Consider the following 22068-nt stretch of genomic DNA (forward strand, 5'->3'; position numbering starts at 1 on the left):
GGGACGCGGTTGTGGGCGCAGTGCCGCCGCGGGTGCGGGTGATCTCGGACAACGACTACTCCGGCGACCCGGACGGACTGGTGCAGCTCGCGCAGCACGCGCTGTCGCAGTCGGTCGAGCTGGCGCTGGTCGTCGGCTCGCGGCTGCGGCCGGGGGATCCGTTCGACGCGTCCGATCGGACCGCCGACAACGCCGCTGCGGCGGCGCGCGAGGTGCTCGCGCTCTGCGGGCGCCGGGACGTGCCGGTGGTCGCGGGGTCGAACGCTCCGGATGCTGGTGTCTCGGCGGCGGCGCGCGCGATCGTGGCGGAGGCGCTGCGGGACGACCCGCGGCCGCTGTACCTCTGCGCCGGTGCCGGGCTGACCGAGGTCGCGGCGGCGCTGCGCCTCGAGCCGTCGATCGCGTCGCGGATGACGCTGGTCTGGATCGGCGGGCCGGAGCACCCCGGCCTGGCCGTCCCTCCGCCCGGCGCGATGCCGATCGAGTACAACCTGCTGATCGACGTGCCCGCCGCCGCCGAGGTGTTCGCGTCGGCCCTGCCGATCGAGCAGTTCCCGCGCGACGCGTACCGCCAGCCGCTCGCCTCCGTCGCCGAGCTGCGCGTGCGGATGCGCACCGCCGGCGAGCTCGGCCGGCACCTCTACGACGCCCTCGACGGCGTCTTCCGGATGGGCGCCGCGCACGGTCTGAGCCTCGGGGAGACCTACGCCCTCGGCGACAGCCCGCTCGTCCTCGCGACCGCCCTGCTCTCCGCCTTCGAGCCCGACGCCTCCTCCAGCCGCACCGCACGGGTCCCCCGCCCCTCGATCACCCCCGACGGCCAGTACGGCCCGCGCGCCGGCGACGGCCCGGACCTCCGCGTCTACACCCACGTCGACACGCGCCTCCTGCTCGAGGACCTCTACGCGAAGCTGGCGCTGCGCGCCCTGGAGGCCTGAGCGCGGGGCGAGCCCGCCGATGCGAGTGGACGCGCACCGGGCTCTGCGGAGGCCCGTACGCCCGTTCCGCGTCCACTCGACGCACCCGGAGTCACCGACTGGACACTTCTCGGGTCCCGAGCGGCAGCTGGAGCCCGAAACGCGTCCACTCGTGGAACGCACCCACCCCTGCTGGTCGAGCAGCCGCGCGGCGGCGTATCGAGACCGACGTGTCCGAGCGCCGGCCGCACGTGTCGGGCTGGATCCGGCGCGCGGTTCGACACTTTCTGTGGTTTCGAGCCTGCGGAACCAGCAGAAAGTGTCGAATCGGGATGACCGGCGCACGTGGTCCGGCGCAGACGGTCGTCTGCGTGCGTGGCGGACGACCGTTCGTGACGGATCGGAGCGGGAGCGGGCTCAGCGCTGGGGGTCGCCGCCGAGCTGGCCGATGGGGGGCAGGGGGCCGCCGTCGTCGGCGCCGGTGCGGCGCCAGCGGGCGACGGCGTTGCCGAGGTGGTAGATCACGAGGGCCGCGGCCGCGCCGAGGACGATGCCGCCGAGCTCGAAGCCGCCGGAGCTCAAGGAGAAGCCGGCGATCGCGATGACGAGGGAGACGGCGGCCGTGTACTGGTTGACCGGGCGGGAGAAGTCGACGCGGTTGTCGATCCAGATCTTGATGCCGATCACGCCGATGAGGCCGTAGAGCGCGGTGGTCGCGCCGCCGAGGACGCCCGCGGGGATCGAGTTGAAGACCGCGCCGACCTTGGGCGAGAGGCTCAGCAGCACGGCGGTGACGCCGGCCACCCAGTAGGCCGCGGTGGAGTAGACGCGGGTCGCGGCCATCACGCCGATGTTCTCGCCGTAGGTGGTGGTGCCCGAGCCGCCGAACGCGCCGGAGACGGTGGTGGCGATGCCGTCCGCGATCAGGGCGCGGCCGGTGTGCTGGTTGACCGAGGAGTCGGTCATCGTCGCGACGCCGCGGACGTGGCCGACGTTCTCGGCGATGAGCACGAGCACGACGGGGAGGAACATCGCGATGCCCGACCACGTGGATCCGGAGGCGAAGTCGGGGAAGGTGAACGGCGGCAGGCCGACCCAGGCGGCGTCGGCGACGGCGGAGTAGTCGATCTCCTGGCGCATCAGCGCGACGACGTAGCCGATCACGACGCCGACGAAGATCGAGACGCGGCCGAGGAAGCCGCGGAAGAAGACGCTGCCGAGGATGATCGCGGCGAGCGTGACCGTCGCGGTGACCGGCGCCTTCTGGAAGCTCGACCAGGCGGTGGGGGCGAGGTTGAAGCCGATCAGCGCCACGATCGCGCCGGAGACGACCGGGGGCATCAGGCGGTCGATCCAGCCGAGACCGGCGAACTGCACCACGAAGCCGACGAGCGCGAGCAGCACGCCGACGGCGACGACTCCGGCGAGCGCCGATCCCGTGCCGCCGACCGCCGTCGCCGCGGTGACCGGGGCGATGAACGCGAAGCTCGAGCCGAGGTAGCTGGGCAGCTTGTTGCGCGTGATCAGGAGGAACAGCAGCGTGCCGACACCCGAGAAGAGCAGGGTCGTGGCGACGGGGAAGCCGGTGAGCACGGGCACGAGGAAGGTCGCGCCGAACATCGCGACGACGTGCTGGATGCCGATCGCGACGGTCGCGGGCCAGTTGAGCCGCTCGGCGGGGCCGACGACGGCTCCGGGCGCGACGGTGCGGCCGTCGCCGTGCAGGGACCAGATGGGCATGGGGCTCCTCGGCGGAAGGGGTGGGGAGGGGGCGCTCCAGAGTAGCGAGGCGGCGGGCGGGCGGCGGCGCCCTCCCGTGACGCAGCCGGGAGCGCGTTCGGCGCGCCGGTGAAAGAACGGCGGGCGTGCCGGACAGGAGGGAGCATGAGGCACATGCCAGCTCCCCTCGCGGGTCCCGACCGCTTCGCCGCGCTCGCCGGCGCGGTCGCCGAACCCGTCCGCCGCTACCTGTGGCGCCGCACCGACGAGGCCACCGCCGACGACGTGCTCGCCGCCACCCTCGCCGTGCTCTGGCGCCGCGTCGCCGACGTGCCGGAGGACGACCCGATCGCCTGGTCGATCGGCGTCGCCCGGCTGCAGCTGCAGAACGCGCGGCGGATGCAGCGCCGCCAGGTGCTGCTCACCCACCGGATCGCCGTCGTCGACCCGCCGCAGGAGGTGCGCGACCCGGACGGGCCGTCCGCCACCGACGACGCCGTGCGCTTCGTGCTCTCGCGGCTGCGCGAGTCCGACGCCGAGCTGCTGCGGCTCTGGTCGTGGGAGGAGCTGGACGCCCGCGGGATCGGCGAGGTCCTCGGGATCACGCCGAACGCGGCGTCGATCCGGCTGCACCGGGCGCGCCTGCGCTTCGCGGAACTGTACGAGAGCCGCACCGAAGACCCGACGACGACAGAAGGAGGAGCACGATGACTGCGATCGAGGACTCGGAGCTGCGCCGGCTGGTGCGCTCGACCGACCCGGCGGAGGGGCTCGCTCCGCTCACCCGCGCGCAGCTCGCCGAGCACCGGGAGCGGGCGATGGGCGCGCAGGCGTCGGGCGAGCCGGGCACCGTGTCCGATCCAGGCGGCTCGGACCCCGTCCGCCGCCGCCGCTCCCCCTGGCTGATCGTCGGAGTCGGCGCGCTCGCCGTGGGCGCCGCCGCGTCGCTCCTGCTCCCCTTCGCCCTCGGCGTCACCACCGGCGGCTCCGCCTCCGCGCTGCGGCTGCCCGCGACCGGCGGACCGATGGACCAGTGCGCCCCGGTCACCGCCGAGGCGCTCGCGCCGTCGCAGCTCGCCTTCCGCGCCGAGGTCGCCTCGATCGACGACGGCACCGTCACCCTGCGCGTGATCGACCGCTTCGCCGGCGATGTCGGCGACGCGGTGACGGTGACCCAGGCGGCGGAGTCGGCCGTCGACGGCGCCCCGATCGTCTTCGAGCGCGGCATCGACTACCTGATCGCCGCCGACGGCGACACGATCCTCACCTGCGGGCTGAGCGCGGCCGACTCCCCCGAGCTGACGAGCCTGTACCGGGAGGCGTTCGCGCAGAGGTAGCCGAGGGCCTCAGGAGAAGAGCCCGAGCACCCACCCGAGCACCAGCGGGCCGAAGGCCACGGCGAGCACCCCGAGCCCGAGCACGAAGCCGACGAGACTCGCGCGGGCACCGCGGAGCCGGTCGTCGGCGCGCAGGCGCTCGCGCGCTCCGAGCGCGAGCACGATCGCGGCCACCGCCAGCGCGGAGGCGAGCAGAGGGATCCCGACGAGCAGCGCGCCGAGCACGGCGGCGCCCGCACTCGCGAGCGCCCGGGTGTCGACGGGTCCCGGGGCCGTGCGCGCCTGCTCGCTCATCCTCCGAGCCTGGCACACCCGTGCGCGCCCGGCACGGATCCCGCCCGGCACGGACCTGAGCGGCACGGACCCCGAGCGGCACGGATCCCGCCCGGCTCGGACCACGCCTGCGCGGACGCCTCGAACGGCGCGGCCCCTCGCGCCCGCCCGGGTCGCACGCGCACCCCCTCGGTGGCAAGGGGCTCTGCAAACGCCCCCAGCGCGGCGGAGGGTGGAGGCACCGACGATCCTTCTGGAGGCAATGGTGTACTTCCACGTTCAACGACTCATCAACGACATCGAGCAGGACGAGCCGGATCCGGCCGCCGCGAACGCGCTGCAGGAGGGCCTCGGCGGGCAGTTCGGCGAGATGCGCACGATGATGCAGTACCTCTTCCAGGCGATGAACTTCCGCGGCGCGGACGCGAAGCCGTACCGCGACCTGATCCAGGGCATCGGCACCGAGGAGATCGGCCACGTCGAGCTGATCGGCACGACCATCTCGCGCCTGCTCGACGGCTCGCCGCGCTACCAGGGCAAGCCGACCGACCCGCTGGACACCCCGGGTGCCGGCGGCGCGACTCCGCTGAACATCGCGCTCGACACGGGCAACATCCACCACTACCTCGTCGGAGCGCAGGGCGCCCTGCCCGTCGACTCGGTCGGCAACCCGTGGAGCGGCAGCTACGTCTACAACTCGGGCAACCTCGTGCTCGACCTGCTCTACAACCTCATGCTCGAGTCCACCGGGCGGCTGCAGAAGTGCCGCATCTACGAGATGACGCAGAACAAGACCGCTCGCTCGACCATCGCGTACCTGATCGTCCGCGACCAGGCGCACGAGAACGGCTACGCGAAGGCACTGGAGACCCTCGGCATCGACTGGAAGAAGACCCTGCCGATCCCGAAGACCAACGCCGAGAAGTTCCCCGAGGTGAAGAAGCTGGTCGACCTCGGCCTGCAGAGCAAGCAGTTCACCTTCGACCTCGAGGGCGCGTCCGAGGCGGGCAAGATCTTCCGCGGCGCCTCCCCCTCGAACGACGGCACCGACCTCTCGGCGAACGAGCAGGCCCCCGAGGGCGTTCCGTCGACGATCGCGCCGGAGCGCTTCGAGGAGTTCTCGCCGGGTCTGGACCCCGAGCTGCTGAAGCTCATCCAGACCACGGCCGAGATGGAGCTGGACGAGATCACCTCGTTCTACGGCCCCACCGCGAAGTAGCACGACCCCTCCGGTCCCGCGCGGTCGCTTCCGCGCGGGACCGGTCCGTCCCCAGGAGACAGGCCCATGCCGACCTTCCGGCTCCTCGAACCCCGCCGCATCGCGGGCGTCCCCCTGCGCGAGCTGGGCGACACGTCGATGCCGAGCGGAGACGGCGATGTCCTGATCCGCAGCGTCACGCTCGCGCACCGCGAGATCTCCCCCGGCGCCCTGTTCGCCGCGCTGCCCGGCCGGCGCCGGCACGGGGCCGACTTCGCCAGCGAGGCCGCCGCGGCCGGAGCGGTCGCCGTGCTCACCGACGAGGCCGGGCTCGCGGCCGCGCGGGCGAGCGGCCTGCCGGTGCTGCTCTCCCCGGACCCGCGGGCCGCCCTCGGCGGGATCGCCGCCCGCGTCTACGGCACCGACCGCGACCGGCCCGAGCTGCTCGGCGTCACCGGCACCAACGGCAAGACCAGCACCGTGCACCTGCTCGACGCGGTGCTGCGCCGGCTCGGCGTGCCCTCCGGCCTCAGCTCGACCGCGGACCGCCGCAGCCGCGACACCGTCGTCGCCAGCCGCCTGACCTCGCCCGAGGCGCCCGAGCTGCACGCGCTCCTCGCTCGGATGCGCGAGGACGGCGTCGCCTCCGCGGCGATCGAGGTCAGCGCGCAGGCGCTCATCCGCTCGCGCGTCGACGGCCTCGTCTTCGACGTCGCCGGCTTCACCAACCTCAGCCACGACCACCTGGACGACTTCGGCGACCTCGGCGCCTACCTCCGGGCGAAGCAGCGGCTCTTCACCCCCGAGCGCAGCCGGCGCGGCGTCGTCGTGGTCGACACTCCGGAGGGCCGGACGGTCGCCGCGGAAGCGGAGGTCCCGGTCGTCACCGTCGGCTCCACCGCGGAGGCGGACTGGCAGGTGGACGTCCTCGCGCTGAGCGCCGACGCGACCCGGTTCCGCCTGACCGCGCCCGACGGCTGGACCCTCACCACCTCCGTGCCGCTGATCGGCCGGCACATGGCGTCGAACGCGGCGCTGGCGCTGGTGATGCTCGCGACAGCCGGCCACGACCGCGACGCGCTCGCCCACGCCGTCGCCGACGGCATCGACGTCGCCGTACCGGGCCGCACCCTGCTCGTCTCCGGCGAGGCCGGGCCGCGGCTCTACGTCGACTTCTCGCACACCCCCGACTCCGTCGCCCGCACCGTCGACGCCCTCCGCGAGGTCACCCCGGGCCGGGTGCTGGTGATCCTCGGCGCGGACGGCGACCGCGACCCGAGCAAGCGCGCGCCGATGGGCCGCGCCGCCGCCGAGCGTGCCGACCTGCTGATCGTCACCGACCACCACCCGCGCTTCGAGGACCCGGCGCGGATCCGCCGCGCCCTGCTCGACGGCGCCCGCGACGGCCGCTGCGAGGTGCAGGAGATCGCCGAGCCCGCGCTCGCCGTGCGCGCCGCCGTCGGCCGGGCCGGGGCGGACGACTCGATCCTCTGGGTCGGCCCGGGCGACACCGACTACCGCGTGGTGCTGGATCAGGACCTGCCGTACTCGCCGCGCGCCGATGCCGCGCTCGCTCTGGCGGAGGCGGGCTGGGCGGTCTGACGTCGTGCTTGACTGGCCGGGTCGTCGCGACCGGAGGGGGTGCAGGTGTTCTCCTCCCTCCCCGTGCGCCGGGTGCAGAAGCACCCGTCCGCGCTCGAGTACGTCGTCTGGCCCTCGACCCTGCCGCCGGTGCGCCAGGTGCTCGACGAGGGCTGGGACCTCGGCCCGGTCTCCGTGATCACCGGTGAGAACGGCTCCGGCAAGTCGACGCTGCTCGAGGCGATCGCGCTCGCCTACGGGCTGAACGCCGAGGGCGGCTCGACCGGCGCGATGCACTCGACCCGCGTCTCGGAGTCGGACCTCTCCCAGCAGCTGCAGCTCGTGCGCGGGGCGGGCGCCTCCAAGCGCGGCTTCTTCCTCCGCGCGGAGACGATGCACGGCTTCTTCACCTACCTCGAGGACATCGGCCTCGGCGACGCGGACTACCACGAGCGCTCCCACGGGGAGTCGTTCCTCGACATCGTGGTGAACCGCTCCCGGATCCGCGGGCTGTGGCTGCTCGACGAGCCGGAGTCGGCGCTGTCGGTCTCGGGCTGCCTCGCGCTGATCGGCCAGCTGCGCTCGCTGGTCGCGGGCGGCTCGCAGGTGATCCTCTCGACGCACTCGCCGGTGCTCGCGGCGCTGCCGGGCGCTGACCTCTACGAGCTGGGCGAGTGGGGCCTGCGCCGCGCGGAGTACGACGACCTGGACCTCGTGCGGACCTGGCGCGGCTTCCTCGGCGACCCGCAGCGCTACCTCCGGCACCTGGCATGACCGGGGCCGCGCACACCATCAGCTGAGGAGGGTGGGCCTCCTCGGTGGGGGGAGGGACCCCCTTCTCCGCTGATGGTGTGCGGGGCTCACCGGCAGGCCGGCGCCGTCAGGCCGTTGAAGGCGAAGCTCTCGCCGGGATGCGCGGGCCGGATCGACGTGCGGAGGTGCTCGAAGGCGGCCTGCGTCGTCCCGCCCGTGCCGGGCGTGGCCCCGCAGTCCATCGACGACGAGGCGAAGGAGTCGACGACGGGGCCGGAGCCGTCGGCCGCCTCCGCCGCGATCTCGGCGCCGATCGCGTAGCCGCTCCCCCGGTCGGCCAGCGCCGTCATCGTGCCGAGCACGCGCGGCCAGAGGACCGAGTCACGGAGCGAGCGCGGGGCGGCTGTCCCGGGAGCACCGGTCAGCGAGACGCTCAGGACCGTGCCGTTCAGGTGGACCGTCGACTCCCGCACCCCCGAGAACGCGCCGTCGATCTCGTGGGCGAGGCGCACGATCTCGTCGGCCGGGCGCTCCTCCTGCACGCGGATCGAGGCGGCGCCTCGGGTGTCGGTCGCGGGCTGCTCGATCGTCCAGTCGAGATCGCCCTCGGTGATCGCGGAGCGCTGGTCGAGGAGCAGATCGAGGGCGTCGAGCGCGGTCGCCGCACCCGCCGGGGCGAGGGCGATCGCGAGGACGGGGTAGGACTCGACCGTCCGCACCGAGAGGCTCCCGTCGATGCCGCGGCGCAGGGCGTCCCAGGCCTCGACGGGTGCGGTCCGGTCCCGCGGATCCGCGATCGCCAGGACGTCGTCGCCGGCCCGCAGCACCAGCTCGCTCGAGCGCCGCCCCGCCGGAGCCGTGCCGAGCGCCGCGTCGATCGCCGCGGACGCCGTCGCCGCGAGCGCGACGAGGCGCTCCGCCGGGCAGTCCTCCCGGGCGGTGACGTCGACGTCGAAGACCGCCGGCTCGTCGCGCGACAGCGGCGGCGCCGGACGCCACTGCGCCCTCGCGCTCTCGACGCAGTCGTCGGCCGACAGCGCCAGCTCGAGTCCCTCCGCCGGCCCCGTGCCGGTCGCGACGACCGCGATCGTCAGCAGCACCGCCGCGCCCATGAGCGCCCGTCCCCGTCGTCCCATGCCGATGCCCCCGTCCGCTCTTGCCGCTGGTGCGGTCGAGGTGACAGTATCGAGATTCGATACGAAACGCACGTCTTTCGATACGCCAGCCTCTCCCGCCGCACCCCTCACGACCCAGCACTGTCACGACCCCGCACTCTCACGACCCAGGAGCCCCGCATGCCCCGACCCGTCCTCCTCGCGCTCCGCACCCTCCTGCTGGTGCTGCTGCTCGGCTGCGTGCTCGTGCAGCTCGCCGTCGGCCCGGTCGCCCGCGAGGCGCTCGACGGCGGACCGGTCGACGCGGTGCTCGTCGCGGTCGTGGTCGCCGGACTGCTCTGCGTCGAGGCCGTGCTGATCGCGGTCTGGCGGCTGCTCAGCCTGGTCCGCGACGACACGCTCTTCGCCGGCGACCACCGCTCCGACCTCTGGGTCGACCTCGCGATCGGCGCCTTCGTCTCCGGCGCGGTCCTCGCCGTCGTCGGCGCCGTGGCCTCGCTCGTCGCGGTGCCCGCGCCCGTCACGGCCCTCGCCTTCGGCCTCGTCGCCGTGGCGAGCGCGACGACCGCGCTGATCGTCGTCGTGATGCGGCGCCTGCTGCACCTCGCGGTGGAGCAGCGCAGCGAGCTCGCCGAGGTCGTCTGATGGCGATCGTGCTGCACCTCGACGTCGAGCTCGCCAAGCGCAAGATGTCGGTGACCGACCTGGCCGCAGCGGTCGGCATCACCACGGCGAACATCTCGATCCTCAAGAACGGCCGCGCCAAGGCGGTCCGCTTCTCCACCCTCGACGCGATCTGCGCAGTCCTCGACTGCCAGCCCGGCGACATTCTGAGCCGCGTCCCCGACGAGGAGGGGAGCGATGCCGAGCTCGCCGCAGGCGCCACCCGCTGAGAGACCAACGCACCTCGACCGCCGCATCTTCGCTGCGGGGGCCTGGCAGCTCGTGGCGGTCGTCCTCCTCGGCGTGCTGGGGCCAATCGCTCCCCTCTACCGCGTCGCCGGCACGAGCGGGCAGGAGGCGCTGGCCTGGGGGACCATCGTGGTCGGTGACGTCGTGCCGTCGCTGCTTGGGATCGAGCTGGTGATGCTCGCCGGCGGTCCGATCTGCCTCCTGGCCGGCTGCATCCTCCCCGGGATCCCGCGGGAGCCGTCGAGGACCAGGACCGCCCTCGGCGTCCTCAGTGCCGTCCTCCTGATCGTCTGCGTGCCGTGCGCCGTCTTCTTCTCACTGCTGTTCAGCACCAGCACCTACTCCGTCCTCCGGTCCGCGAGCGACGACGGCTGCCGCGTCGTGGTGCGCGAGTTCGGGTTCCTCCGCGCGGCGGGTGGGTCCCTCGGCCTGGTGCGGCCGGGCTCGGTCGTCGCGGAGTGGCTCGAGGACTACTCGGCGAGCGACGGCCACCAGCCCTTCAGCGCGGGCGACTACGAGCTGAACTGGAGCGGGGAGACCGCCCGGCTGCGCGTCGGCCTGACTCCCGCCGAGCCCGCGTCGCTGGTGGAGGACGGCCTGCTCGACTGCTCCCGCTGAGAGCGCTCCCTCCGCACCCCGCGAAGGGGGACGTCGGGCGCGCTCGATCGTCTCCGCGCCGAAACAGGCGTGCAACATCCGGCTCCGAGACTGGGGAGGTTCCAAGCCCCCTCCCACTCGATCCGAAGGTTGTCGCTTGTCCCCCTCCCCCTCGTTCCGGAGGGTCGTCCGACTCTCCGCCGCCACCGCCCTGTGCACCGGGCTCGCACTCGGCACCGCCCTCGCCGCCCCCGCGGCGCTCGGCGCGACCACTCCCCCCGTCGACGCGGCCGCCCCCGCCGTCGTCGACCTCAGCATCACCGACGCCCTGGCGCTCCTGCAGTCCGGCGCGACGACGTCCGTCGCCCTGACCCAGCGCTACCTCGACCGCATCGCCGCGTACGACGACCCGTACGGCGACCAGCCCGGTCTCGCCGCCGTCATCCTCGCCAACCCGGACGCGCTCGCCACAGCGGCCGAGCTCGACGCCGAGCGCGCGGCCGGCTCGCTCCGCGGCCCGCTGCACGGCATCCCGATCCTGGTGAAGGACAACTACGCCACGTTCGACATGCCCACCACCGCGGGCAGCGCCTCCCTGCACACGTACCAGACCAAGCTCGACTCGACGGCCGTCCAGCGCCTGCGCGACGCGGGCGCGATCATCCTCGCGAAGACCAACATGGCCGAGTTCGCCTGGCACGGCACCTACACGCTCAGCTCGGAGCGCGGCCGGACGAACAACCCCTACAACCAGGCCAACAGCGCCAGCGGCTCGAGCGGAGGCACCGGCGCGGCCGTCGCCGCCGGCTACGCCCCCGCGGGCCTCGGCACCGACACCTGCGGCTCGATCGTCGGACCGAGCGCGCACCAGAGCCTCGTCGGCTACCGGCCGACCATGGGCCTGACCAGCGTCACGGGCATCGTCCCGCTGTCGCCGCGCCAGGACGTCTCGGGCCCGATGACCACGACCGTCACCGACGCCGCGCTGCTGATGGAGGTGCTGGCCGGCTACGACCCGACCGACCCGCTGACCGTCATCGCGGACCAGCAGGACAGCTCGGCCTACGTCGAGGGGCTCAGCGACACCGCGCTCGAGGGCAAGCGCATCGGCTACGTGCGCTGGGACTACGAGGAGGACCCGGCCCGCCCGGGCCTCGCCGAGACCACCGGGCTCGTCGACCAGGCGGTCCTCGACCTCGCCGCGCAGGGCGCCGAGATCGTGCCGGTGCCGACCTTCACCCGCGAGTTCGTGGCGAACACGCTGGTGAGCGGCGGCTACCTCGACCTGCGCCCCGGCATCGACGCGTTCTTCGCGGACACCGAGGCGACCTGGCCCGAGGGCCTCGCGGGTCTCACGGAGCCGGCCGACGCGCTGACCTTCTCGGACGTCATGGCGGACGGCAAGACCTCGCTGCTGCCGGACGACGTCGCGTTCTTCGAGAGCAACGCGGACATCCCGAACCCCGCCTACGATGCGGCGATCGCGGCGCAGGACGCGGGCAAGCTGGCGATGGACCAGTTCTTCGTCGACAACGACCTCGACGCCCTGGCCATGCCGACCAGCGCGACGGCGGCGACTCCCGACTGGGCGGGCACGACGTTCTGCGACGTCGGCGCGAACACCGGGGTGCCGACGGTCTCGCTGCCCGCCGGCTTCACCTCGACCGGGACCGCCGCCGGCCTCGAGCTGGCCGCCCCGCGCAGCCAGGACGCGGCGCTGCTGGCGATGTCGTACGACTACGAGCAGGCGACGCTGAACCGCGTCGCGCCGGCCTCGACCCCGGAGCTGGCGGCCGCGCCGACCCCGGAGCCGACGGCCACGCCGACCGCGCCGCCGGTCGAGCCGACGGCTGAGCCCACGGCCGAGCCGACCGTGGCACCGACCGCCGAGCCGACCGTGGCGCCGACGGCCGTGCCGACCGCGACCGCCGGGCCCGTCGCTTCGGCGCCGACCGCGACGCCGAAGCCCACGGCGAAGCCCGGCGCCGCTCTCGCGCACACCGGCGCCGAGGGCACGACCGGCCTCGCCGCGCTGGCCTTCGCCCTCATCGCCGGCGGCGCGGGTGCGCTCGCGCTGACGGCGACGCGCCGGAGGACCGCTCAGAAGTAACCACCGCACGGCACGCGGGGTCGGCGGGTCTCCGCCGGCCCCGCTTCCGCGTCTCGGCTGCGCAGCTCACTCGCCCGACCTGCGCCCTCATGCTGATCGAGTAGCCCGCGCAGCGGGGGTATCGAGATCCACCACCGCTGGAAGGCGAGTCAGCAGACCCCGCATCCCGCCGGCACCGCTCAGGCGGCCACCGCGACCGGCTGGATCCGCGCCCGAGGCGCCCAGCCGAAGGCGATCGCCGCGACGGCGAGCGAGAGCTGCCCGACCCAGGGCAGCACCGCCGACACGAGCGACGCGTCGTAGCCGCTGGTCGCGAACGAGTCGGCGATCGACATCCCGATGCCGAAGCCGGTGAAGAAGCGGAAGAAGATCGCCGCGCCGGCCAGCGAGAGCATCACGATCACGAGGCGCCGCGGAGTGAGGGCGTCGCCGACCCGGTGCGCGGCGAGCGCCGCCACCAGCAGGGCCGGCACCGTCCAGAAGGCGGCCCAGACCGCCGTCAGCACGAGCGTGCCGTTCAGCGAGAAGCCGTCGCGCTCAGCCAGGAGCCGGTAGATCGTGCCGAGCTCGGTGCCCGGGACCTTGGCGAGCGGATTCCACACCAGCAGGTCGATCGCGCCGACCACGACGACCGCGAGCACCAGCGCCGCCCCGCCGAGGGCGACCGGGACGCGCCGAGCCCGCGGGGCCGTCCGGTGCCCCCACACCACCGGCCGTGTCCCGCCGATCACCGCGACGCCCGTGGCGAGCCCCGCGCTCGCCACCAGGAAGCCGAGGAACAGCAGCCACCACGGCGCCCCCGGCACCAGCGCGCCGACCGTCACCATCGCCGGGCCCGCGATCGCCGCGAGCAGCGAGACCTTCGCGAGCCGCGTCTCCGCGGCGCGGGCGGCCCCGATCATGTGCGCGACCCCGACCAGCCCGACCACCAGCGCCAGGACCACGAGCGCCCGCCCCGTCGACTGCACGATGCCGACCACTCCCCCGGACACCCCCTCCGGGGCGACGCCGCCGCCGGTGAGGTACCCGCCGATCAGGATCACCGCGGCCGCCGTCAGCAGCCCGAGCCCGCGCCGCGCCAGCCGTCGCGGCCGGAGGAACCGCGGCTCCCCCGAGTGCACCGGCAGCCCGCGGTCGAGCGTCGCGCTGAGCACGAGCGCGCCGAGCACGACGTCGCCGCGCCGAAGGCCCGCCTCGTCCGCGCCGGCGACGTCGGCCCGCCACTCCTCGAGGTAGCGCTCGCGCGCGAGCGGAGGGAGGAGGAGGGCCAGGAGTCGCAGCAGCAGGTCGATCACGCGCGGGCCTCCGCTCCGGAGAGCCGGACCGCCCGGGCCGCGGCCGCCTCGAACCGCGCGACGGCGGTGGTCGCCGCCTCCGCCCCGTCGCTCGTCAGCTCGTACAGCCGGCGCCGCGGACCGCTGCGCTCGGTCTCCGCCTCCCACGCCGACGACACCCAGCCGGCGCCCTCGAGCCGCTCGAGGATCGGATACACGCTGCCCGCCGGCCGCCCCGTGCCCTTGATGACGAGCATCCCCCAGGTCGGCCCGGAGGCGTCGAGGAGCGCGCGGAGCACGTCCGCGGTCGCGGCGGTCATGCGGCTGAGCGGAGTCATGCGCCGAGGCTACCTATGTAGAGATAGGCCGGTCAATCGAGCGGCTGCGATACTCGCGGCATGACGCAGTACAACCCCGCCGTGTTCCCCGAGCCCACCCCCGGCATCGGCCCGCAGGCCCCGAAGACCGGCAACGGCCTCGGCCTCGCCTCGCTGATCATCGGCATCGCCTCGCTCGTCGGCGCCGTCGTCCCGATCGTCAACTACGTCTCCGGCTTCGTCGCCTTCGTCGGCGTCGTGCTCGGCGTGATCGCGCTCTTCCTCAAGGGCAGGAAGAAGGGGACCGCCATCGCCGGCGTGATCCTCAACGCCGTGGCGATCCTGCTCTCGATCATCCTGGCGATCGTCTACACCGCCGGCTTCGCGACCGGCATCTCGAACGCGATCGCGACCGCGCAGGCCTCGGCGACGTCCGGGCCCCCGCAGCAACTGGTCTACGAGGTGACCGGCGCCGGGACGAGCACCTCGATCTTCTACACCACGCTCGACGGCACGAACTCCGGCGTGGAGCAGGTCGCCGGCCAGCCCCTCCCCTTCACCGAGGAGCAGCAGGTCGACAGCGGCGCCGCCTTCCAGGCCTTCTCCCTCACCGCGACGAACGGCGCCGACGACGAGGGCGACATCACCTGCCGCATCACCCTCGACGGCGAGGTCCTCGCCGAGGAGACCGCCACCGGCGCCTTCGCCTCCGCCGTCTGCGTCGCGACCCCGCAGTAGGGGCCCGCTGCGCATTTGTCATCGGTCCTCAAGTCGGCGGCTGCCTCGACACTTTCGAGGACGACGGGTTCCCCATCGACGCGACGGCGGGATTCGAACCCGCGTCAGCGGTGTTGCAGACCGCTCCCTGGCCTCTCGGGCACGCCGCGATGACGGCGGGAGACGGTGCTCGAGCACCGGATCCCGCGTCCATCCAGGGTGCTGCCCGGGCGCTCGCGAGCGAAGTCCACTACCCCCGATGACGGGGTGTTCCGCCGTGTGACGTGGTGGGCTGCACGATCGCGAGTGGACGAGGGCCTAGCCTCCGAGCGTGAACGAACAGTCCGAAGCGGCGATCAAGAACAGGACGTCGAGCACTCGCAGGCGCCGCACCCTCGTGATCGGCGGTGTGCTCGCCGTGCTGGTCGCGATCCCGGCCGGGCTCGTGGCGCTCGCGCTCAGCGACTGGGGCGACCCGACGGCCGGGACGATGCCTCCGGAGGGCGACGGCCGGGTGCTGGTCGCGCGGCTGCTGCCCGTGCTCGACGACGACGCGGCGATCGCCGAGCTCGTCCCCGCGGACACGGCCGAGCAGCGGGCGACGATCACACGGTTCTGCTCCGAGCTGGTCGGGACGGATCCGGTGGTGACGATCTACGACGCGATCGTGCCGACGCCCTTCAGCGTCTCCCTGCACACGGTGCCGGAGCCGGGAGTCGTCCCGCACCAGTGCGCGCTCGGGTTCAGCTGGGTGAAGGACGAGGGCTGGCACGTCGGCGCGGAGGAGAGCCGCCTGGGCTGACCCCGCGCCGACGCGGACGGCTACTTGCGGAACATCCGGGCGGTCGTCTCGAAGAGGCCCTTCACCGGGCGCTGCTGCTCGCCCTGCTGGGCACCGAGAATGATGATGACGGCGGTCAGCACGGGGATCGCCCACTGGGTGACCTTCTGGACGCGGAGCGCGGTGGTCAGCTCGTCGGAGTTGCTCGACGACGCCTCGGTGACGCCCTTGGCGCCCTCCTCGGCGTGCTTGGCCTGGGTCGCGCCGGCGATCGCGGCGGTGACGGAGGCGGCACCGGCGAGACCGGTGACGATCGTCTTCACGACGGTGTTGGTGCGGCTCTCCTGCTGGTTGGCGAGGCGGGTCTTGTTGGCGAGGATCAGGCCGATGCCGCCGACGCCGTGCGCCGCGATCGCCGCGAGCTGCACGGGGGTCCAGCGGGCCCAGCCGTTCGACGCGAGGCGGAGGCGCTCCGAGGGGTCGGAGGAGGTGGACGCGGCGCCGTTCAGGCCGACGGCGCCCATCAGGGAACCGCCGAACCAGGCGGCGGCGCCGAGGTCGTGGAGGCTGCGGACGAGCGTGTTGCGTGAGGGCATGGAGGCCTCTTCCTGTGCGTGGGTGGTCTCGGACGGCTGACTCCCGACGCTACGCGCGTGGCCGTGGATGGCACGGGGCTTGACCTCTCGCCCGCGGGGCGCTCGAGTGGATCCGGAGCGCTCGAGTGGAGCGGTACCGACCCGAGGAGCGAGCGCGATGAGCGACGAGACGACCGATGACGAGAAGCGCGGGATCCGCGACGACTTCCACGACGCCGTGAACATGACGGTGAAGGAGATCGAGGCGTGGCTCGAGAAGGACGAGTCGAAGGACGTCGGCCAGAAGCCGGCGAGCGGCGGCGAGTCGGTCGGCCACCACAGCGGCCGCCGGATCATCGACATCCTCGGCACGAAGCAGGCCGACCTGAGCGACGACGACTATGCGCACATGAAGAAGGTCACCGGCTACGTCGCCCGGCACTCGAAGCAGCGGCCCTCCGGTGACGTGACCGAGACGAAGTGGCGGTACTCGCTGATGAACTGGGGGAACGACCCGCTGAAGGGGTGACCGCGGCACTCACTGCCGAGGCGTCCCCGAACCGTCGATGCGTCCAGGTGCAGCGGGACGCCTCGGCGGGAGCGGGACGCCTCGGCGGCCGACGTGCCTGCGGTGGGTGGATCTCGATACGCACGCTGCCCGCGCTACTCGATCAGCATGGAGCAGGCGCCCGCCGAGCATGCTGGTCGAGTAGCCGCCGCAGTCGGCGTATCGAGATCCCGCTCAGTCGACCGCGCAGCTCGCGTCGATCGGGCCGATCACGCCGTCGGTCACCGGGACGATGCCGCAGTTCGGGAAGCCCGCGCGCGGACGGTGCGCGGGGTCGATGGCGCGCAGGAGGCTGCCGAGCACCGTCCCGTGGGTGACGACGAGCACGTCGCCGTGCTCGGCGGCCGGCAGGATCAGCGCGAGCGCCGCCTCCACCCGCTCGCGCACCGAGGCGGCGGTGTCCGCGCGGCCGGAGGGGTCGTGCCGGTGGATCGCGTCGATGACGCTGTCCAGGCCGGCGTCGGTCATCCGCGGCCAGTCCGCCGAGGCCGGCACGTACGAGTAGCCGTGGTCGGCGAAGACCGGCTCCCAGAGCGACGCGTTCGGCTGCCCCTCGAAGCCGCCGAAGTGCCACTCCCGCAGCGTCGTCGTCGGCACCGGCTCGATCGACGGATGCCCGGCGAGCGCCGCCGCGGCCGTGGTCCGCGTGCGCGTCAGATCGCTCATGAAGGCCGCGACCAGCGGCACCCCGCGCATCCGCTCCCCGAGCGCCGCGATCTGCCGCTCGCCCCGCGCGGTCAGCGGCGAGTCGCACCAGCCCTGCAGCTGGCCGTTGACGTTGAACAGCGTCTGGGCGTGCCGGACGAAGTGGACGGTGCCGCGGGTCATGGTGCTCTCTCCGTAGTGACTGACAGGACGGACGGGACTGATGGGCGCCCTACTCCGGCGCCGCCCGCGCGATGTGCAGCGCCAGGAACGCCACCTCCTCGTTCGGCAGCTCCGCACCGTACTCCGCCCGCACGAACGCGCGCACCCGCTCCGCCGACGCGACGGCCCGCGGATACCGCGTGCTGAGGCTCGTGAAGAGGAAGTCGTCCGAGCTGACCAGCAGCCCGCCCGAGAAGAACCGCTCGGCGAAGTACTGCAGGTGCGCCACGAAGCGGGCCGAGCGCAGGTCCTCGCGGTCGAGCGCCGCCCCGCTCGTGTGCTGGATGATCGCGGTGACCGAGCGGATCAGCTGCACGATCCGCAGCGAGTCGATGCCGACCTTACCCAGCTCCGCGTTGGCGAGGTGGAAGGCCACGTTCGCCGCCTCGTCGTCCGGCACGTCGACGCCCAGCCGCGAGCGCATCGCCGCGACCGCCCGCTCCCCCACCGCGTACTGCACCGGATACACCGAGCGCATCTCCCAGGCCAGCCGGTTCGCGACCGCGAGCCCGCGCCGCTGGCGCTCCACCGCGAAGTGCAGGTGGTCGGTCAGCGCGAGGTACACGTGCGGGTCGAGCTTCAGCCCCTGCTCCTCCGCGTCGGCGACGACCGCGCGGGTCAGCTCGACGAACTCCGGCGGGATCTGCGCGAGCAGCTCGACGAGGTTCCGCTGGTCGGCGTCGTCGAGCGCGACGAACACCTGGTCCACCGCGGACGCCTCGATCACCTCGCCCGCCTTGGCGCCGAAGCCGATCCCCTTGCCGAGCAGCACCCGCTCGGCGCCGCGCTCGTCGACGACGAGCACGACGCTCGAGTTGAGCACCTTCTTGATGGTCTGCATGCGTGTCTCCGTCGACGGCGTCTGCGCGGCCCGGCGGGCAACTGGAGCGAGAAGGGTCATCCCAGGTCGGCGCCGTTGGACGCGATGACCCGCTGGTACCAGTAGAAGGAGTCCTTCCGGTACCGGTTCGTGCTGCCGTGGCCGAGGTCGTCCATGTCGACGTAGACGAACCCGTAGCGCTTCGAGATCTGCGAGCTGGAGGCGCTGATCAGGTCGATCGGCGCCCAGCTCACGTAGCCGAGGAGCTCCACACCCTCGTCCACCGCCTGGATCATCTGCTCGAAGTGCGCGCGGAAGTAGTCGATCCGGTAGGGGTCGTGGATGCGGGGATCCTCCCCCTCATTGTCCGATGCGACGAGCTCGTCGCGCATCCCGAGCCCGTTCTCGACGATGAACAGCGGCTTGCCGTAGCGGTCGTAGAGGTCGATCAGCGAGATCCGCAGGCCGACCGGGTCGATCTGCCAGCCCCACTCGCTCGACTCGAGGAACGGGTTCTTCACGCCGAGCACCGTGTTGCCGGGGGTGCGCTCGGCGTCCGGGCGCACCGACTCCGTCATCGACATGTAGTAGCTGAACGAGATGAAGTCGACGGGGTGCTCGCGCAGCAGCTCGGCGTCGCCCTCCGCGAACGGGATCTCGACGCCGCGCGCAGCGAGCGCGCGCAGGGCGAGGCGCGGGTAGGCGCCGCCGGCCTGGACGTCGGTGCAGAGGTAGAGCATCCGCTCCTTGGCCTGGGTGGCCGCGACGTCGTCGGGGTGGCAGGTGTTCGGGTAGGTCGTCAGCATCGTGAGCATGCAGCCCATCCGCGCCTCGGGCCAGAGCTCGTGCAGCGTCTTCGTGACCGACGCCGACGCGACGAACTGGTGGTGCAGCGCCGTGTAGCAGGCCTGCTCGACGCTGCCCTCGACGGTCTCCTCGATGATGCCGCCCGAGGTGAACGGGTGGCGGATGATCCCGTCGATCTCGTTGAACGACAGCCACATGTCGACCAGGTGGCCGAAGCGCTCGAAGCAGGTGCGGGCGAAGCGCTCGAACAGCTCGATCGTCCGGCGCTCGACCCAGGCGTTGTGCTTGAGCGCCAGGGTGAGCGGCGGGTCGTAGTGCGAGAGCGTGACCAGCGGCTCGATGCCCAGGCGCCGCATCTCGGTGAAGAGTGCGAGGTAGTAGGCGATGCCCTCCTCGAGCGGCTCCGCCTCCTCCCCCGTCGGGTAGAGCCGGGTCCAGGCGATCGAGACGCGGAGGGTGGTGAAGCCCATCTCCGCGAAGAGCGCCAGGTCGCCGGGGTAGCGGTGGTAGAAGTCGATGCCGCGGCGCTTGGGGTAGTACTCGGTGTCGTCGTCCGCCATCGCCGCGGTGATGCTCGCCACCGTGTTCTGATGGTGGATCGCGTACTCCTTGGGGTCGGCCTTCGGCTTGTAGGAGGCGACGTCACTGACGGCCGGCCCGCGCCCGCCCTCGCGCCACGCGCCCTCGACCTGGTTGGCGGCGAGTGCGCCGCCCCAACGGAATCCCTCAGGCAGCGCCATCGGCGAGCTCCTTCTCTTTCTGGGTGACGGTGATGATCGCATCGCCCGCCGACACGCGGTCGGCGGCCTCGATGAGCACGGTGTACTCGGCCGAGTTGGTGATCAGCACCGGGGTGGTGGTGTCGTAGCCGGCGGCGGTGATGGCCGCGAGGTCGGCGGTGAGCAGCAGCTGCCCGGCCTCGACGCGCTCGTCGACGGCGACGTGCACGTCGAAGGGGGCGCCGTCGAGCTGGACGGTGTCGAGACCGACGTGGATGAGGGCCTCGACCCCGTCGTCGCGGCGCAGGCCGATGGCGTGCTTGGAGCTGAGGACGGCGATGACCGTGCCGGCGAACGGCGAGCGGACGACACCGTCGGTGGGGCGGATGGCGATGCCCTCGCCGAGGACGCCGGCGGAGAACACGGGGTCGTTCACCTCGCTGAGCGGGATGACGTCGCCGCTGAGCGGGGCGGTGAGAGCGGTCGCGTCGTCGGCGTCCTTCGCGACCACGTCGCCGAGCGCCTGGACGCTGGCGGAGGCGTCGTCGCGCCAGATGATGAAGGAGACGACGAACGAGACGGCGACCGAGATCAGCAGGCCGATGACCGCGTTGAGCAGGTTCCACGGGTTGAGCCCGTCGATGAACATCGAGATACTCGCGACGCCCGGGCTGACCAGCGCGAACGCGGCGACCTGGGTGGCGCCGATGTAGGCGCCGCCGACGACGCTGCCCGAGATGACGGAGATCAGCGCGCGCTTGTTCTGCAGGGTGACGCCGTAGAGGGCGGGCTCGGTGATGCCGAAGAGGGCGGAGAGTCCGCCGGAGAAGGCGGTCGCGCGCAGCGCCGCGCTCTTGGTGCGCAGGGCGATCGCGAGGCTGGAGCCGGCTTCGGCGGCGTTGTGCGCGAGGGAGGAGGCGAGGTAGAAGGTGTCCTTGCCCGCGCTGGCCATCGTCGCGATGGTCGGCGGGATGAAGGCCTTGTGCATGCCGACCGAGATGATCAGCGGCAGGACGCCGGCGAGGAGCGCGACGGCCACCCAGCCGAGCGCGCCGTAGAGGCCGATCAGGGCGCCGGTGAGCATCGAGCCGAGCCAGTAGCCCAGCGGGCCGAGCAGGAAGATCGTGGCCGGAGCGACGATGACGAGGCACATCAGCGGCACGTAGAAGGTGCGGATCGGACCCCACGAGTGCTTCGTGAAGAAGCGCTCGACGACCGAGAGCAGGAGGACCGCGAGGATCGCCGGGAACACCTGCGCGTTGTAGGCGATCACCGGGACGGGGATGCCGAAGAGGGCGACTCCGCCCTCCTGGTTGAGCAGCGTGGTGAAGGCTGGGAAGACCAGGACTCCGACGAGTCCGAGGGCGAGCGGTCGATTCACGTCGAGCTTCTTGGCGCTCGTGTACGCGACGAGGAGCGGCAGGAAGCCGAACACCGCGTCCGGGATGGCGGACAGCAGCTTGAAGTTGTCGCTGGCCGGATCGAGCCAGCCCACCGCGGAGGCGAGGACGAGGAACGACTTGAAGATCCCGGCGCCGGCGATGGCCGGGATGATCGGCGTGAAGACGCTGACGACGAAGTCCATGATCGTTGCGCCGAGGCGCTTGAGCGACCGGGGCTGCTCGGTCTTCGGGGCGGTCGCCTCGGTGCCGCCGCGCAGCTTCTCGACCGCCGCGTACATCTCGGCGACGCCGTTGCCGACGATGACCTGCGTCTGCGGCCCCATGACGACGCCGATCACGCCGGGCACCGCCTTCAGGGCGTCGACATCGGCCTTCTGGTCGTCCGCGAGCGCGAAGCGCAGGCGGGTCGAGCAGTGCTGCAGCTTCGAGACGTTGCCGGCGCCGCCGACGTGCTCGAGGATCGCCTTCGCGCTGTCCTGGGTACTCATCGGTACTCCTTCGGGTGTGTGGGGGACGCGCGCTTCCCTGCGCTGTGCTGCGTCGCGTTCTTGCCGCTTCCGTCGCTGTCCCCGCCCCGTCGTCGGCGCGCCAGGAGGCGTCCGGGCACAAAAAAAGGACCCGACGACGCTTCGTACGCGTTTCGTCGGATCCTGCCTGCACGACCAGTCACATGTCCGAGAGCGAACGTAACACGGGGGTGGCGGGGGC

23 protein-coding genes and 1 tRNA gene are annotated in these 22068 nt (G+C 72.8%); 13 read left to right on the forward strand and 11 right to left on the reverse strand.

Going from position 1 to position 22068, the window contains the following annotated elements:
- The first annotated feature begins 11 nt into the window (after window positions 1-11).
- Window positions 12-938 carry a nucleoside hydrolase gene (locus GTU73_RS16585; protein ID WP_208543687.1) on the forward strand — a complete coding sequence of 309 codons (927 nt, stop codon included), beginning with the start codon at window positions 12-14 and terminating at the stop codon, window positions 936-938.
- Window positions 939-1334: 396 nt separating this feature from the next.
- Here GTU73_RS16585 and GTU73_RS16590 read toward each other — a convergent pair whose 3' ends face one another.
- Window positions 1335-2657 (reverse strand): solute carrier family 23 protein, encoded by a 1323-nt coding sequence (locus GTU73_RS16590; protein ID WP_160090750.1) that lies wholly within the window; start codon window positions 2655-2657, stop codon window positions 1335-1337.
- Between the two features lie 153 nt (window positions 2658-2810).
- On the opposite strand from GTU73_RS16590, the gene GTU73_RS16595 reads away from it, so the two are divergent.
- Entirely contained in the window at window positions 2811-3347 is a 537-nt protein-coding gene (locus tag GTU73_RS16595) for a sigma-70 family RNA polymerase sigma factor (RefSeq protein ID WP_160090751.1), read from the forward strand.
- Window positions 3344-3973 (forward strand): hypothetical protein, encoded by a 630-nt coding sequence (locus GTU73_RS16600; protein ID WP_160090752.1) that lies wholly within the window; start codon window positions 3344-3346, stop codon window positions 3971-3973. Before GTU73_RS16595 ends, GTU73_RS16600 begins: the two co-directional genes overlap by 4 nt.
- A 9-nt stretch (window positions 3974-3982) precedes the next feature.
- Here GTU73_RS16600 and GTU73_RS16605 read toward each other — a convergent pair whose 3' ends face one another.
- On the reverse strand, window positions 3983-4267 hold the full coding sequence (locus GTU73_RS16605; protein ID WP_160090753.1) for a hypothetical protein: 285 nt from the start codon (window positions 4265-4267) through the stop codon (window positions 3983-3985).
- 244 nt (window positions 4268-4511) lie between these two features.
- On the opposite strand from GTU73_RS16605, the gene GTU73_RS16610 reads away from it, so the two are divergent.
- From GTU73_RS16610 to GTU73_RS16620, 3 genes are all read left to right on the forward strand, one after another.
- On the forward strand, window positions 4512-5465 hold the full coding sequence (locus GTU73_RS16610; RefSeq protein WP_127888570.1) for a manganese catalase family protein: 954 nt from the start codon (window positions 4512-4514) through the stop codon (window positions 5463-5465).
- Window positions 5466-5531: 66 nt separating this feature from the next.
- Window positions 5532-7046 carry a UDP-N-acetylmuramoyl-L-alanyl-D-glutamate--2,6-diaminopimelate ligase gene (locus GTU73_RS16615; RefSeq protein ID WP_160090754.1) on the forward strand — a complete coding sequence of 505 codons (1515 nt, stop codon included), beginning with the start codon at window positions 5532-5534 and terminating at the stop codon, window positions 7044-7046.
- Window positions 7047-7085: 39 nt separating this feature from the next.
- Entirely contained in the window at window positions 7086-7799 is a 714-nt protein-coding gene (locus GTU73_RS16620; RefSeq protein WP_244231679.1) for an AAA family ATPase, read from the forward strand.
- A gap of 86 nt (window positions 7800-7885) precedes the next feature.
- Here GTU73_RS16620 and GTU73_RS16625 read toward each other — a convergent pair whose 3' ends face one another.
- On the reverse strand, window positions 7886-8914 hold the full coding sequence (locus tag GTU73_RS16625; RefSeq protein WP_160090755.1) for a hypothetical protein: 1029 nt from the start codon (window positions 8912-8914) through the stop codon (window positions 7886-7888).
- Window positions 8915-9073: 159 nt separating this feature from the next.
- Here GTU73_RS16625 and GTU73_RS16630 point away from each other — a divergent pair, with 159 nt between their 5' ends.
- From GTU73_RS16630 to GTU73_RS16645, 4 genes are all read left to right on the forward strand, one after another.
- On the forward strand, window positions 9074-9538 hold the full coding sequence (locus tag GTU73_RS16630; RefSeq protein ID WP_160090756.1) for a DUF2975 domain-containing protein: 465 nt from the start codon (window positions 9074-9076) through the stop codon (window positions 9536-9538).
- Window positions 9538-9786 carry a helix-turn-helix transcriptional regulator gene (locus tag GTU73_RS16635; RefSeq protein ID WP_160090757.1) on the forward strand — a complete coding sequence of 83 codons (249 nt, stop codon included), beginning with the start codon at window positions 9538-9540 and terminating at the stop codon, window positions 9784-9786. The genes GTU73_RS16630 and GTU73_RS16635 overlap by 1 nt, the downstream gene beginning before the upstream one ends.
- A 52-nt stretch (window positions 9787-9838) precedes the next feature.
- Window positions 9839-10423 (forward strand): hypothetical protein, encoded by a 585-nt coding sequence (locus GTU73_RS16640; RefSeq protein WP_160090758.1) that lies wholly within the window; start codon window positions 9839-9841, stop codon window positions 10421-10423.
- Between the two features lie 136 nt (window positions 10424-10559).
- Window positions 10560-12512: an amidase family protein gene (locus tag GTU73_RS16645; protein WP_160090759.1), complete on the forward strand. Its 1953-nt coding sequence runs from the start codon at window positions 10560-10562 to the stop codon at window positions 12510-12512.
- Between the two features lie 179 nt (window positions 12513-12691).
- On the opposite strand, the gene GTU73_RS16650 is transcribed toward GTU73_RS16645, so the two are convergent.
- Together GTU73_RS16650 and GTU73_RS16655 are read right to left on the reverse strand one after the other, a co-directional pair.
- On the reverse strand, window positions 12692-13807 hold the full coding sequence (locus GTU73_RS16650; RefSeq protein ID WP_160090760.1) for a hypothetical protein: 1116 nt from the start codon (window positions 13805-13807) through the stop codon (window positions 12692-12694).
- Window positions 13804-14124 (reverse strand): helix-turn-helix transcriptional regulator, encoded by a 321-nt coding sequence (locus GTU73_RS16655; RefSeq protein ID WP_160090761.1) that lies wholly within the window; start codon window positions 14122-14124, stop codon window positions 13804-13806. The genes GTU73_RS16650 and GTU73_RS16655 overlap by 4 nt, the downstream gene beginning before the upstream one ends.
- A 60-nt stretch (window positions 14125-14184) precedes the next feature.
- On the opposite strand from GTU73_RS16655, the gene GTU73_RS16660 reads away from it, so the two are divergent.
- Window positions 14185-14841, forward strand: a complete 657-nt coding sequence (locus GTU73_RS16660) for an MmpS family transport accessory protein (RefSeq protein ID WP_160090762.1) — start codon at window positions 14185-14187, stop codon at window positions 14839-14841.
- 78 nt (window positions 14842-14919) lie between these two features.
- On the opposite strand, the gene GTU73_RS16665 is transcribed toward GTU73_RS16660, so the two are convergent.
- Window positions 14920-14990, reverse strand: a tRNA-Cys gene (locus GTU73_RS16665).
- A gap of 161 nt (window positions 14991-15151) precedes the next feature.
- Here GTU73_RS16665 and GTU73_RS16670 point away from each other — a divergent pair.
- Complete coding sequence (locus tag GTU73_RS16670; RefSeq protein ID WP_160090763.1) at window positions 15152-15622, forward strand: hypothetical protein; 471 nt, start codon at window positions 15152-15154, stop codon at window positions 15620-15622.
- Window positions 15623-15642: 20 nt separating this feature from the next.
- On the opposite strand, the gene GTU73_RS16675 is transcribed toward GTU73_RS16670, so the two are convergent.
- Window positions 15643-16197, reverse strand: coding sequence for a hypothetical protein (locus GTU73_RS16675; RefSeq protein ID WP_160090764.1), 555 nt, complete (start codon window positions 16195-16197; stop codon window positions 15643-15645).
- 157 nt (window positions 16198-16354) lie between these two features.
- Between GTU73_RS16675 and GTU73_RS16680 the strand changes: the two genes are divergently transcribed.
- A complete protein-coding gene (locus tag GTU73_RS16680; RefSeq protein WP_160090765.1) occupies window positions 16355-16705 on the forward strand; it encodes a DUF3140 domain-containing protein in 351 nt (116 codons plus the stop codon).
- A gap of 213 nt (window positions 16706-16918) precedes the next feature.
- Here GTU73_RS16680 and GTU73_RS16685 read toward each other — a convergent pair whose 3' ends face one another.
- From GTU73_RS16685 to GTU73_RS16700, 4 genes are read right to left on the reverse strand one after another with little or no spacing between them, the layout of a single operon-like run.
- Window positions 16919-17572 carry a histidine phosphatase family protein gene (locus GTU73_RS16685; RefSeq protein ID WP_160090766.1) on the reverse strand — a complete coding sequence of 218 codons (654 nt, stop codon included), beginning with the start codon at window positions 17570-17572 and terminating at the stop codon, window positions 16919-16921.
- Between the two features lie 49 nt (window positions 17573-17621).
- Entirely contained in the window at window positions 17622-18452 is an 831-nt protein-coding gene (locus GTU73_RS16690) for a PRD domain-containing protein (protein WP_123732759.1), read from the reverse strand.
- A gap of 56 nt (window positions 18453-18508) precedes the next feature.
- On the reverse strand, window positions 18509-19978 hold the full coding sequence (locus GTU73_RS16695) for a family 1 glycosylhydrolase (protein WP_160090767.1): 1470 nt from the start codon (window positions 19976-19978) through the stop codon (window positions 18509-18511).
- Window positions 19965-21848, reverse strand: a complete 1884-nt coding sequence (locus GTU73_RS16700) for a beta-glucoside-specific PTS transporter subunit IIABC (RefSeq protein WP_160090768.1) — start codon at window positions 21846-21848, stop codon at window positions 19965-19967. The genes GTU73_RS16695 and GTU73_RS16700 overlap by 14 nt, the downstream gene beginning before the upstream one ends.
- Between the last annotated feature and the right edge of the window lie 220 nt (window positions 21849-22068).

It is taken from the genome of Rathayibacter sp. VKM Ac-2804 (assembly GCF_009866655.1).
Lineage (GTDB): Bacteria > Actinomycetota > Actinomycetes > Actinomycetales > Microbacteriaceae > Rathayibacter.